Below are 12,966 nucleotides of genomic sequence, written 5' to 3'. Positions count from 1 at the left end.
AGGAGAGGGCGATATGAACCCGCGATCGGGCTTCGGGGCGAGCCAAGGTTCCGGAAGCGCCGAGGGCTTCGGCGAGCGCCTGAAGGGCATGGAGCTCGATTTCCCGGGCTTCGAGGGGGTCAGGATCCCGGCTCTCCTCGTCCCGCTGGAGCGCAGGGTCAGCGAGCACCTGGAGCAGATTCGGTCTCCTTACGTCGACTGGGTCGTGGACGCGAAGCTCGTCGAGCCAGGGACGCGCGGACATGACGTCCTGATGCGCATCAAGCTGGACGACTGCGCTGCGCTGATCTTCCCGGAGCATCCGAGAGAGCTCGTGATGTATGGAGCGATATCCTTGGCGCTCTTCTTCGCGCTCGACGACGTGGTCGACGACGTGAACGCCGACCGGTCGAAGAAGCTCACCTACATCAGGAGGGTGGAGCAGATCGCCAGCGGAGATGCGCCGACGTCGCGAGACGACCACATCGTCAGGGCATGGCACCGGTGGTTCGCGGAGATCGAGGCGCTCGCCTCGCCGCGGGCCTTCGAGGGTTTCGCCGGGGCCCTGCGGTTCCACCTCCGGGCGCTGAGGGCCCAGACGCTGAACCAGCAGAGCGCCGCCCCGTGCCCCACGACGCACCTGATGCGGAGGCGAGACAACGTCGGCAGCAGCTACTTCATGCCGCTCGCCGCCATCTTCCTGGAGCGCGAGCACGGGCTGGGCATGCAGGAGGTGCTGGAAGACCAGCACGTCAAGAGCATCACCGACCTCGCGGCCTTCGTCATCGTGCTCCACAACGAGCTCCTCGGCCTGTACAAGGACATGAGGAGCGGTGAAGCCAACTTCGTCGGGCTCCTCCGACGTGAGCACGGCATCGAGCTGCAGAGCGCCTGCGACCTGGCGGGCAAGCTCGCCGACGACATGGTGAAGGCCATGGTCCAGATGGCGGCGGATCTCCCTGCTCTCGTGGACGGGTACGAGGAGAAGGCGGAAGCGATCACGCGGTGCGTGCGCACGGCCTACTCGCTCATCCGTGGCACCTTCGATTGGTACATGATCACTCGCCGCTATTACGACGAGAAATATTTTTCGATGTGACGCGCACGCCGGCCCTCGGCTCACGCCGCGGTTCCGGCGGAGGAGAGGGCCCGGAAGGAGGAGGGGTGGCGTTGAACACCGAGATCGATCCTGCGACGTTCCCAGGCAGCCAGGCGCCCGTTTACGCACGCATGCCGCCCCTCGCGGAGGGCGGGCTGCCGCTGCTCGGGTCGCTCCCGGCGCTGCTCAGCCAGCAGGCCGAGTTCTTCCCGAGGGCCCGCATGCGACACGGGGACGTGTACAGGCTGCGGCTCGGCCCCTTGAGCATGATCGTCGTGAATCACCCGAGGCACGTCCAGCATGTCCTCCGGGACCACAGCTCGAAGTACGGGAAGGGCGGCGCGCTGTGGGACTCGCTCAGGACCCTGCTGGGCAACGGCCTGGGCGTGAGCGAAGGGGACTACTGGCTGCGCCAGCGCCGCATGATGCAGCCGCACTTCCACCGCGAGCGGGTCGACCAGCTCGCCGGCGTGATGGTCGACTCGATCGACGACGAGCTGGAGATCTGGGACGTCGCGGCGAGGACGGGCTCGCCGCTCGATCCGATGCGCGCCGTCAGCCCGCTCGTGATGAAGCTGATCGCGAGAGCGCTGTTCGGGGGCGACATCAACCGCGAGGAGATCGAGCTCGTCACCGCGCGCGTGACGTTCGCCATCAACTACGTCTTCCGCGGCATCGTCGCGCAGGAGCTGCCTGCGTGGCTCCCCGTCCCGGGGAGGCGCCGCTACCAGCAGGCGATCCGCGACATGGACGCGGTGCTGCTCAAGATCATCGAGCGCAGCCAGCGGCGGCAGCAGCGCGCCGGGGACCGCGGGGGCTTGCTCGCGATGCTCGTCAGCGGGGTCGATCCCGAGACCGGCCGGCGGATGACCGCCAGCGAGCTCCGCGACGAGGTCGTGAACCTGTTCCTGGCTGGCTACGAGACCACCGCGGTTGCGCTCGCGTGGACACTGCAGTTGCTGCTGCACGAGCCCGCCGTCATGGCGGAGCTGCGCGCCGAGGTCGACAGCGTGGTCGGCCGGGACCGACCGGATGCCTCCCACCTCGCCAAACTGTCCTATACCCGCATGGTCTTCCAGGAGTCGCTGCGCGTGCGCCCGCCGCTCTGGTGGCTGGTGCGGGTCGCCGTCGTCGATGACGAGATCGACGGCTTTCACGTCCCGGCGGGCACGCTCGTGCTCGCCCCGACCTACGCCATCCATCGTCATCCGGAGCTCTGGGAGGATCCCGATCGCTTCGATCCGGGGCGCTTCACGCCGGAGCGCGCGGCGTCACGGCACAAGCTGGCCTGGATCCCTTTCGGAACCGGCCAGCGCCAGTGCATCGGCAGCACCTTCGCTCTGGCGGAAGCGCAGCTCATCCTGGCGCGCCTCGTTCAGCGCTATACGTTCGCCGCCGGCTTGCCGCGCCGGAAGGTCGTGCCGGCGCTGTCGATGGCCTTGCACATGAAGAACGGGACGCCGTTCCGGGTGACGCGGCGCAGCCCGGCCTGAGCGGGCGGCGGCCTTCGTCAAAAGGTGCCTTTCGCGCCGAGGACCGCCCCCGCCGGCCCCGCCTCCAGCACCCCCGCGCTGAGCCACCTCGGGCTCGCGCCGGTCGTTGCGCCGGCGTGCGCCGGCTCAGTCCACAGCAGCACCGCCGCCGCTCCGAGCCCGGCCAGCCCCACCCCGAAGCCGATCGTGCTCACCACGGCCATCGCGTTCGCGCTGTTCGCGGCGTCGAGCCCTGTCGCGTCACAGGCCTTCTCGTCGCTGGCCTGGATGGCGGTGCCGCAGTGCTGGTCGATGACGCCCTTCCTGCCGAGGACGAGCGCGCCCATGATCCCGCCCAGCGCGAGCCCCGCGGCGCCGACCCCGCCCGCGACGTAGGCCGCCGTGCGACGGCCCGCCGGGGCCTCCCGCGCGCCGGAGTCCGGCGGCGGCGCTCCTTTCTTGATGTCCAGCACCATCTCCTTCGACTCGCCTTCGGCGATCGTGATGCGCTGTTCCTGGACAGCCCCTCCCGGCATCTCGATCGCTATCCTGTGCTCACCTGGATCCACCGGCAACGCGACGCCGAGCGAGGCGTCACCCAGCTCGTGGCCGTCGCGCCTCACGACCGTTCCGGCCGGCGCGCCCGGCGGCAGGGAGAGCGCGAGCCGCGGGACACGCCGAGACAGCGCGTCGATCTCCTGGGCCGCGACCTCCGGCCGCCTGCCTTGCCGGGCCTTCTCGGCCCGCGTCATCCGATCGAACAACGCCATGTAGTCCTTGAAGCGCGCCGCCGCGGTGGCGACCCGGCCCCACCTCGCCTCGCAGGAGGCCAGCGTGAAGAGCGTGCCCGGCTGAGGGTCGAGGCGCTCGCTCTCGGCGAGGGCCTTGCAGCCCGTCTCGTAGCGACCTGCCTTCATGTCGGCGAGCCCTCGGTCGAAGAGCGCCTCGGCGGCCGCGATGTCCTGGGCCGCGGCGGACGCGGAGAGCGAGAGCAGGCCGAGGGCGGCGAGGAGCTGCGTGGACCGGCGGAACCAACGGATCATGATCTGGCGCTCAGCAGGCAAGGGAGCTCGGGATACGGGCCCATGTGGGGGACAAGCGACGCGGAGCATGAAGGCCGGAGGGCAGGCTGGCGAGATGACACATCACCCCTCCCGTGAGCCTCGCCGGGGCGCATCGGGCCGGTCGCGGCGCGCGGGCAGCGAGGCGGCGTCGCGGCGGAGCTCCAGATCAATGCCGCCCATACAGGTCGGGGGTCGAGGCGGGTTCGCGCGGCGGCGGCTTCTTGTTGGCGGACGACGCCGAAGGCGCCCTGGGCCTCGAGGGCGCGGACGTGCTGGTAGGCGCCGGCGGATGTGCGCTCGGGCGGCGGGAGGCCGCGGCGGGCGCCGAGGAGGCCGAGGAGGCCGGCACCGAGGCCGCACGCACCGCTGGCGCAGGCGCGGCGCTGGGCCCGGGCGGCGCAGCGCTGGGCTCGGACGCTGTCGCGGGCGCTGCCGCGGCCAATCCGGGCGCTGCCGCGGTCGGCCCGGGAGCTGCCGGCTCCTCGGCGACAGGGCCCGGAGCCGTTGCCTCCGGACCGCCTCCGCCGCGAGCGCCCAGCATGAGCCAGCTCCCGGCGCCGAGGACCCCGAGCCCGAGCACCGCCAGTCCTGCGGCGATCGGCCATCGCATCGGCCTCGCCGCCCTGGTCGGCCCGGCCGACACCGCCGCCTCGGTCTGGGTCCTCGCGAGCGTCAGCCCGTGGGAGCGCGAGTCGCGCTCGTACTCCGGGATCGTCGCCGGCTCCGCCGCCTCGTGCGCCGGGGTCATCGCCGTGGCGGCGGCGACCATCCCGGGCCGGGACGGCGCCCCGGGGATCGACCACCGATCGCCGCCCACCGGGACGCCGAGCACCTCGCCCAGGGCCTGCACCGCCTCCACCGCCCGGCCGAACCGCGCCGCCGGCACGACCGCAGTGGCCCGCGCAAACCACGCATCGAAGCCCGGCGGCAACATCACACCTTGCGCGCGCGCGCGCTGCACCGGCGGCTCCTGAGGACCACGGACGGCCAGCAGCGCGAACGCGACCATGTCGCCGGCGCTCCTCGCCTCCTGCCTCCAGTAGGGTATCCCCACGAGCAGCGTATAGGCGATCATGCCCAGAGCATAGATGTCCGCGGCCCCGGTGAGCCTCGCGCCGACCTGGAACTGCTCGGGCGCCATGTAGATCGGCGTGCCGAGGTTGCGCGTGGCGCCGGCCGCGGCCGTGCTTTCGGCGATGAGCTTCGCGATGCCGAAATCGAGGAGCTTCACGCGGACGGAGCCGTCCTCCCGCTCCGACAGGAAGATGTTTGCGGGCTTGAGGTCGCGGTGCACGATGGACGCGGCGTGGGTGCGGTCGAGCGCGAGCGCCGTCTGGTGGAGGTAGGTGATCACCTCGGCGGGCGGCAGGCGGCCGGCGCGCTTCAGGCGCTGGCCGAGCTCCTCGCCGCGAAGCAGCTCCATGACCAGGAAGGGCGTCCCGGTCGCCTCGTCGACGCCCGCGTCGAAGACGTCGACGATGTACTCGCTCTCGACGTCCGCCGCGATGCGGGCCTCGAGCTTGAAGCGCGCGCGCATCTCCTCGTCCGCGAAGATGTGCGGGTGCATGGCCTTGAGGGCCCGGCGGCGGGCCGTCTCCAGGTGCACCACCTCGTGGATGCTCCCCATTCCACCGGTAGCGATGAGGCGCACCACGCGATAGCGCCGCGCGAAGACGGTCCCCTCCGCGAGTGTGGCCGACACGGCGGGAGGCTCGCTTACCGGGCTGGCGGCGTCAAGGATCCAGGGAGCCGGCGGCCGGCCGCGAGCGAGCGCGGCGGCGGTCTCCCTCGGTGCCCGCCGTCCCCCCTCGCCGCGCCGCCGCGCAGCGAGCGGGGCCGGGCGCGCGGCGATCGCGCGGCTGGACGGCGGGGCGCCGGCATCGCGCTCGTCGAGGAGCTCCGGCGACGCCGCTCTCCACTACAGGTCTCTCGCACACCGGACGCCGGCGTCATTGCCGCTGTTCGCCGGATCGTCCTTGATGCGGTAGGAAGTGAGCAGGAACGATGAATCGTTGACGAACGCCCCGCCGCGGACCACCCGGCCCGAGGCAGCGGCCATGTTGGCACAATCCTCGCACTCTTCTTCGGGATAATTGGCGTGCCAGTCCAGGGCCCACTCCCACATGTTCCCCGCCAGGTCCGCCTGCCCCCATCGCCCATCGCCCTTCGGCCGGGCCCCGACGGGCAGGATATCGCTGAACGCACAGTCGCTGGTCGGAGACCCATCTCCGGTACAGTCATACGCCGCGTAGCTCTCATCGATGGTCGTGTCCCGGGGCTCCGACCACGGGTATTCTCGCTGCTGTTCACCGCCGGCCGCGGCGTAGTTCCACTCCACCTCCGTGGGCAGCCGGCCCCCGTCCCACGCGCAGAACGCGAACGCCAGGTACCAGGTCAGGCAGTTCACCGGTAGATGCTCGTGCGCTTCGGGCACGTCCGTCCATGTCGACAAGGTCGAATCGCACTTCAGCGCTTCCTTCAGCGCCGCCGCGTTCGCGGGCAGCCAGCTGTTACTCCAGCCATCATCCCACCCGCTCCTGTCGACGAGCGGGTGCTTCCCCGCGCCCGCCTTTGGCTTGCTGCCGGGATACGCCTCCACGAACTTTCGAAACCGCCCCACCGTCACCTCGAACCGATCCAGCGAGAACCCGCTCACCCTCGCCGGATATCTCTCGTCGTTGTCTCGCTTGAAGCTCCCGCCGGCGACCTCCAGGCTCGCGCAGCAGCTCTCGTCGCCCCTCGGGCCGCATGTCTCGTCCAGCCCGGCGCAGCTCGGCGGAGCGGGGCACGCCCCTCCGCTGCAAGCCCCTCCAGCGCCGGTCCCGCTGGCTGCTCCAGCGCCGGTCCCGCTGGATGCTCCAGGGCCGGTCCCGCCGCCCGCTCCTTCGTGCAGGTAATAGCCATCGTCCAGCCCCACGAGCGTCCCGCACCCGCCGGTCATGACCGCCCATGCCGCCCATATCCATGCCGCGAGCTTGCTCATTGCGCAACTACGAGGCTCGGTCGCAGAGCTTCGTGCCTCTGGCCTCACGCCTGTCCCTCCGAGTCGGCAACGTCGACCCGGGAAAGCGCTGCCTGCGCCGCTGTTCGGACCTCCTCTGGCGCACCTTCGGATGCGAGCTCCTGGAAGCGACGAATGATCTTCGACCGCAAGCTCGGCTCTTTGAGCTCTCCGAAGAGCTGCTCGAGCTTGGAGACGGCCTCTGGTGTACCGATGTTCCGCAAGGCATGAATGGCCTTCGAGCGGAGCTCGAAGCTGTCGTCATAGTCCTCGAGGTAACGATGGTGCGAGCGCGCGGCCGCGTAGATCGCATCGACGCTCGTTGGCGACGCGAGCCTTCCGAGCGCAAATACTATATCCTCGTGCTTGCGATGCCAATCTTCACCCGCGAGCCGCTCGAGCACATCGACGTACTCCCTTCCCATTCCGTAGTAGTCCCCGAGAATGACCCCGACCTCGACGGCATCGCTCTCTCTCTCTGACAACGCGAACTGCAAGACTCTCCACCCCAGCGAGAGCTTCTCTTCGGCGGGCAGCGGGAATTGACGCAGAAAATCGTCCTCGCCGATCCTACCGAGCGCGAGCGACAGCACCAGCTTCCTTTGCCGTTCATTCACCAACACAATCAAATCCCTGAATATTATCGTTGAATATATCTAGCGCCTTGCCAGTGCCCAGCGCGATGTTTATCTGCTTTCCTTCGCCCTTGAAACGCGCGTGCTTCTTTCCCCATCCCTTTTCACCGATGGGCATATCCGGATAAGCCTCCGTGGTGAGGGCGGACACGTCTCGCACGCCGATCGCCTCCAGCGCCGCCCTGGTCCCCGGTTTCATCTTGAACTCCACCAGGACGCCGTTGTAGCTCTCCGAAAATGATTGCGTGGGGGAGATGGTGGTCTCGGTAGTCCCGGGCATCCTTCCGGTGGCTTTCAGGGTCTCATAGTGCTCCTTGCTCATGGTACGGTAGAATAGCTCCGACTCATCACCGGCACTCGCTCTACCCTTCGCACCACCCGTCTTGAGCCCCCACGGGTCCACCTCCATCGTGGGACACCCGTCGAACGCAAACAACCGTGCTCCACCATGGATCCCCAGCGGATCCGGGCTGCACCACCGCCCCACCTCCTGGTCGAAATACCGGAATCGCGTATAGCACAACCCGGTCTCCTCGTCCTCGTACTGCCCCAGCAGCCGGAACGGGCTCTCCACCGGCCGCGCGTGCTGCGCCGCCGGGTCCCTCCAGACCTCGACCACCCGCCCCCATACCGAGTGCGCCGCCGACCAGGCGACCCGCCCGTCTTGCCCCACGAGCTCCTTGGGCATCCCGAGGTGATCGCTCACTACCGCGAACACCTCCCCCTGCTCCGCGTGCAAGAGCGGCACGAACGTCCCCGGATCGTGCACGAACACGCGTGCTCCCCGCGTCCGCTCCAGGTCCGCTGCCAGCTCATCCCCGTCCCAGACGAACTCCACCACACGGTCCGGCGTCTCAGCGCCCGCCGGCACGACCTCCTTGCGCACCCGCCGTCCGAACGCGTCATAGGAAAACCGCACCCGTGTCCCGTCCGGCCGCCGCACCTCGCGCAAGCGATCTCGACAGTCCCACGCGTACTCGGTCGCTGCCCCCTGAGCGTTCGCCGCGCGCGCCCCGAGGTCGAGCTTGACGACGCGCCGGCCCCGCTTGTCATACGTGTACTTGGCCTTGCCTGTCTGCCGCAGCAGGTCCCCCGGCGCGATCTCCCACTCCGCAGCCCCCGTCTGGGCCTCGAGCCCCTCGAGCATCTTCAGCAGCGAGCCCGCCGCATCGTACGCGAACACCTCGCGCAGCGAGCCGCGCCGCGCTTCGAGGAGCTGGTCGATCCGCTCGTACCGATACGTGGTCGCGCCCCATCGACCGTCCTCGATTCGTGTCACGCGTCCGAGCGCGTCATAGCTCCACTTCCGATCGACCAGGTCCTGGGTGATCGCTGCCCCGGGCGCGGACGCCGATACCCGCTGCTCGATCAGCCGATCCATCGCGTCGTACCCGCTCTGGATCGACACCTGCTCATCCGGACGACCGCGCCAGACCTCCCGTCCGAGCACGTCCCGCTCGATGTCCATCCGGTAGCCGTCGTGCTCCACGGCGACCAGCGCGCCCAGCGCGTCGTGCACGTACTTCGTCGTCGCGCCGTTCGGCAGCACCCGCTTGGTCCGCCGCCCGAGCGCGTCGTACTCGAACCGAAGCGCCTTGTCTCCCTGCCGCTCCGTCACGATCCGCCCGAGCCCGTCGCGCTCGAACATCGTGACGACCTTGCTCTCTCCCTCCTCCACGACCGCGGCGAGCAGCCGCCCGAGCGCGTCGCGCGGATAGGTCGCTATCCCGTCGGTCGACTGCTCGAAGACGACGTTGCCCAGCCGATCGTGGTTGAACGATCGGAAGCTCCCATCCGGGTAGTCGATCCGCGCCAGGTTGCCGGCCTTCGAATAGCCGTACTTCAGCACCCGCCCGTCGAACGTCAGCTCCTCGACGACGCGACCTGCGATATCGTACGTGAAAGCATACACCTCTCCACGCGGGTTCTCGATCTCCCGGAGGCGCTCCTTGGACGAATACCGGAAGGACCACGTGCGCCCATCGGGCTGGGTGACACGCGTGAGCACCCCTGTGCCGGCATACTCCATCACCGTCACATGCCCGAGGGCGTCCGCGATGCGTGCGACGTTGCCCTGCGCGTCGTAGGCTTGCCGGGCGATGGTTCCATCCGGACGATGGATCTCGATCGGCCTGCCCAGCCGATCGTACGTGAGCCGCGTAACCCTGTCGAGCGCGTCCGTCATCGACACGGGGCGCCCGAGCGTGTCGTACTCGAACGTGGTCCGTGCGCCGCGCGCGTCCGTCTCGGCGATCACATTGTGCCGCGCGTCGTATTCATACCGCACGACGAGCCCGTCGGGCCCCTCGATCGAGCACAGGCGCCCTCGGTCGTCGTGCGAGAGCTTGTAGGTGACGCCCGTCGGGTATTGAATTTCGACGAGATTCCCGCGCTCGTCGTGCGAGTAAAGCGTCTCCAGCCCGTCGTGCCCCGTGCGTTTGACGGGGAGATCCCCCTCGTACGCCCAGGTCGTCACATTGCCGGCCGCATCCACCACGCGCACGGGGTTGCCGCGCGCGTCGCGCTCGAGGCGCGTTGCGTCGCCCGCGCCGTTGCGCTCCTCGACGATGAAACCATCCTCGTCGTACTCGCGCTCCGCCAAGACGACGCCCGTCGTCGTCTCTTCGCGCGTGACGAGTCCATCGTCGTCCCATGTGTAGATCTTCGGCTCCTCGCTCTCCGCCCTCGTCGTCTGCGCCCGCTCGTCGATGTAGAGCGCCACCTCGTGCAGGCCGTCCGGCCCCCACGTCCGCACGCAGCGCCCGCTCTCGTCGTCGTAAGCGTACTGGAAGCGCGCGCCCCCCTTGAGCCGGGCGGCGATCATTCGATCTGCGCCGTCGTACTCGTACTCCTCGACGTTGCCGAGCGCATCGACCACGGCGGCGAGGTTCCGGGCCTTCGAATACCGGTACTCCACCGATCGCTCGACGCGGCCGTCGACGCGCACGTCGAGGCGCGCGAGCCGGCCGCGGTCCCACGTGAAGAGGACCTCACGCCCGGCCGTGTCGACCACGCGCGAGAGCAATCCTTCCTGATAGTCGAGCGTGATCGCGTTGCCGCTCGCGTCCTCGATCGAGCGGAGCAGCGCCTCGCGCCCCGGGCCGGCGAAGACGCGGGTGATGCGGCTCTCTGGGTTGTAAACGCGATAGCTCCCATCGCGGCCGACGCGGAGCTCAAGCCGCTCGCCGCGGAGGAACGATGCCTCGCCGGCGCCTACCTTATCGAAGTAGATCCATCGACCATCGCCATCGTGCAGGTCGATCGTCTCCTCGCCCTCCTCGATCCACTCCTCGAGGCTGTGGACCCATCCCGGCCCCAGCGCCGCGTCGCGGTCGCCGTGGCGTGAAGAGGCATAGCGACGTCCGATGACGAGCGGAATGGCGCCGGGCAGCGACAGATCGGTCGCCTCGTCGACGACCTCGCCCGTCACCACGTCGACGGGGTGCCCTTCGCGTTTCCGCTTGCGCGGCGGCTGCTCGGACGAGCTCTTGCGTTCCCGGGGGCGCTTCGGGCGCCCTCTCCCGCCACCCGCTTTGCTTCCCTTGCCGGGGGTCCCCTTGATCACGACCCCGTCTTTGCCACTCTTCTTGGGCTTCTTCGCACCTCCGCCAGCGGCGTCGTCAGCGCCCTTCTTGCCCGCCTTCTCGGCGCCCTCTTTCCCGGCCTTCTCGGCGCCCTTCTTGCCCGCTTTCTCGGCGCCCTCTTTCCCGGCCTTCTCGGCGCCCTCTTTCCCGGCCTTCTCGGCGCCCTCTTTCCCGGCCTTCTCGGCGCCCTCTTTCCCGGCCTTCTCGGCGCCCTCTTTCCCGGCCTTCTCGGCGCCCTCTTTCCCCGCCTTCTCGGCGCCCTCTTTCCCCGCCTGCTCCGCCCCCTGCTTCCCCGCCTGCTCCGCCCCCTGCTTCCCCGCCTGCTCCGCCGCTTGCTTCCCCAGCTGCTCCGCCCCCTGCTTCCCCAGCTGCTGCGCGGCCTCTTGCGCCCCCTCCTTGCCGACCGCTTCCGCGACGGCCTTGCCCGCCTTCACGGCCAGCCTCCCCCCCGTGGCCGCCGCGCCCGCGAAGGGGATCATCCCCGCCGCGGAGATGCCCGCGTTCAGATAGTCGCCTTCCGCGAGGTAGATGACCGCGTTGAGCCCATCGGCGATCTCCCCGAGGCCCGGGATGAAGCCGACGATATCGAGCCCGGTGTGGACCCAGTCCGAGGCCTTGTCCCACCAGCTCTTCTCGGCCTCCTCGCGCATCTTGTCGAGGTCCACGAGCGGCCCTGCATAAGGCGCCGAACCGTGGGCCATGAACACCGCCTTGCCGATCGTGTTCTCTGGCCCGTCCGGGCCCGCGCAGTTCATCGCGTACAGCGATGTGTGATAGATGATGTTGTTCCCCTGCGCCTGGACCGTCGTGCTGTGCGAGATCGGCCGGCAGTACCCCAGGTTCACCCCGCTCTTGACGCCGCCGCCCGTCCCCGGCTCGTCGCCCTCGACGGTGGTGATCCGGCTCGCCATCGTCGTGGTGTCGAACGTCCCGAGCTTCACCGTGCTCGCCTCGTCCACGCCGGCGGCCAGGCAGGCGCGGATCTGGTACGGCACCGGCTTCATCTCGTCGCCGATGGGCGTGTTGCAGACATCCGGCTCGATGCAGACGACCCACGCGTTGCCCGTCTTGCGGAGCCCTTCATTCTCGGCCACGAGTCGTCCCTCCCGGCGCCGCCATGCACGCCTCGAGCGCCTCAATCCTGCGTCTCTTGCTGTACGCGCCGCGCCACGTCATGAACAGGCGCCCCTCCGGCACGTCGATCATCAGCGTGTCGAGGAGCATCGGGACCACCGCGCGCGAGCCCGTCTCGAGCAGCGCCAGCAACCCGAGCTCGTACCCCGGGAGCCGGAGCTCGAGCGCCCCGTCCGGGTGCAGGTTCTCGAGGACGATCTCCTCGTTGCCGCGAAGATAGCCCGGATAAACGAGGTCAGGATGAGCGCTGTTGTAGAACCGGTAATCGAAATCGAGCGGCGCGTGCGGCCAGCGCTCCGCTTTCCACGCCTCGTCGTAGGTCCCCGCGTACGCGCGCCGCGGGAGCCAGACGCCCGGGATCGGGCCGAGCCCCTCCGGCTTGTGGAGCCGGCCGAGCTCGGTGACGGGGTCGTCGGGCGACTCGATCTGCGGCGCCTCGAACGTGACGTCGCTCGGCGTCTTCTCCTCGGGGAGATAGCCCTTCCCGACGGGGTTTTGCTCGAACGCGTGGCGGGCCCCCCACGCGTCCTTGAAGGTCCCGCCGAACGCGTGCTCGTACCGGATGGGCACCTCGCGGCAAGGCTCGGGCTCGGTCAGGCGGTACTCGCCGCCTTCGCGCACCCAGCGACGCGGCCCTGTCACGCGGAGCGTCTTGTCCACCTTGCCGACGCGCGCGCGGACGAACCACGCCGGCGCGGGCCAGCCCCCCGGCGCGTGCGCCGTCGCGTTGATGTGGATGTCGCTCCGCTGCTTGAACGGCGCGAGATCGCCCTCCATGCGCAGGCTCGACGAGCCCGAGTCCCCGTGGAACACGTCCCCTCCGGACACCTCGGGTTGCTCCGGATCGAGCTGCGCGACGCCTCCAGGGACGATGCGGAAAGCGCCGCGCAGCACGAACACGCCGAACTCGCGCCCCTGCGGATCGACGCTGTCGAAGTAAAAAGGCCAGAAACGAGTATAGTTCCGAACGATCATGGCAGCGCCCGTCCAGCGGCTGA

8 protein-coding genes are annotated in these 12,966 nt (G+C 69.4%); 2 read left to right on the top strand and 6 right to left on the bottom strand.

The window, feature by feature from the left end; genetic code table 11:
- Positions 1 to 13: 13 nt before the first annotated feature.
- Positions 14 to 1,078 carry a terpene synthase family protein gene (locus WMF20_RS00305; protein WP_129572420.1) on the top strand — a complete coding sequence of 355 codons (1,065 nt, stop codon included), beginning with the start codon at positions 14 to 16 and terminating at the stop codon, positions 1,076 to 1,078.
- A gap of 65 nt (positions 1,079 to 1,143) precedes the next feature.
- Complete coding sequence (locus WMF20_RS00300) at positions 1,144 to 2,571, top strand: cytochrome P450 (RefSeq protein ID WP_437609617.1); 1,428 nt, start codon at positions 1,144 to 1,146, stop codon at positions 2,569 to 2,571.
- Between the two features lie 17 nt (positions 2,572 to 2,588).
- Here WMF20_RS00300 and WMF20_RS00295 read toward each other — a convergent pair whose 3' ends face one another.
- The 6 genes from WMF20_RS00295 to WMF20_RS00270 form a co-directional block, all read right to left on the bottom strand.
- Complete coding sequence (locus tag WMF20_RS00295; protein WP_437609615.1) at positions 2,589 to 3,593, bottom strand: hypothetical protein; 1,005 nt, start codon at positions 3,591 to 3,593, stop codon at positions 2,589 to 2,591.
- Positions 3,594 to 3,780: 187 nt separating this feature from the next.
- A complete protein-coding gene (locus WMF20_RS00290) occupies positions 3,781 to 5,316 on the bottom strand; it encodes a serine/threonine-protein kinase (RefSeq protein ID WP_437609613.1) in 1,536 nt (511 codons plus the stop codon).
- Between the two features lie 216 nt (positions 5,317 to 5,532).
- On the bottom strand, positions 5,533 to 6,597 hold the full coding sequence (locus WMF20_RS00285) for a formylglycine-generating enzyme family protein (protein WP_437609611.1): 1,065 nt from the start codon (positions 6,595 to 6,597) through the stop codon (positions 5,533 to 5,535).
- Between the two features lie 44 nt (positions 6,598 to 6,641).
- A complete protein-coding gene (locus WMF20_RS00280) occupies positions 6,642 to 7,232 on the bottom strand; it encodes a HEAT repeat domain-containing protein (protein WP_129572416.1) in 591 nt (196 codons plus the stop codon).
- A complete protein-coding gene (locus WMF20_RS00275; RefSeq protein ID WP_437609607.1) occupies positions 7,225 to 11,928 on the bottom strand; it encodes a PAAR-like domain-containing protein in 4,704 nt (1,567 codons plus the stop codon). Before WMF20_RS00275 ends, WMF20_RS00280 begins: the two co-directional genes overlap by 8 nt.
- Entirely contained in the window at positions 11,915 to 12,943 is a 1,029-nt protein-coding gene (locus WMF20_RS00270) for a DUF2169 family type VI secretion system accessory protein (protein ID WP_437609605.1), read from the bottom strand. The genes WMF20_RS00275 and WMF20_RS00270 overlap by 14 nt, the downstream gene beginning before the upstream one ends.
- Positions 12,944 to 12,966 lie beyond the last annotated feature (23 nt).

This window comes from Sorangium sp. So ce834 (assembly GCF_051521425.1).
Lineage (GTDB): Bacteria > Myxococcota_A > Polyangia > Polyangiales > Polyangiaceae > Sorangium > Sorangium cellulosum_D.
Note: the sequence above shows the minus strand (reverse complement) of the source record. Positions and strands in the feature narration are given on the sequence as shown.

What these genes read in the sequence shown, in the direction of transcription:
- WMF20_RS00305 (WP_129572420.1), top strand. Translation starts at nt 14, where the DNA reads ATGAACCCGCGATCGGGCTTCGGGGCGAGCCAAGGTTCCGGAAGCGCC.
- WMF20_RS00295 (WP_437609615.1), bottom strand. Translation starts at nt 3,593, where the DNA reads ATGATCCGTTGGTTCCGCCGGTCCACGCAGCTCCTCGCCGCCCTCGGC.
- WMF20_RS00285 (WP_437609611.1), bottom strand. Translation starts at nt 6,597, where the DNA reads ATGAGCAAGCTCGCGGCATGGATATGGGCGGCATGGGCGGTCATGACC.
- WMF20_RS00270 (WP_437609605.1), bottom strand. Translation starts at nt 12,943, where the DNA reads ATGATCGTTCGGAACTATACTCGTTTCTGGCCTTTTTACTTCGACAGC.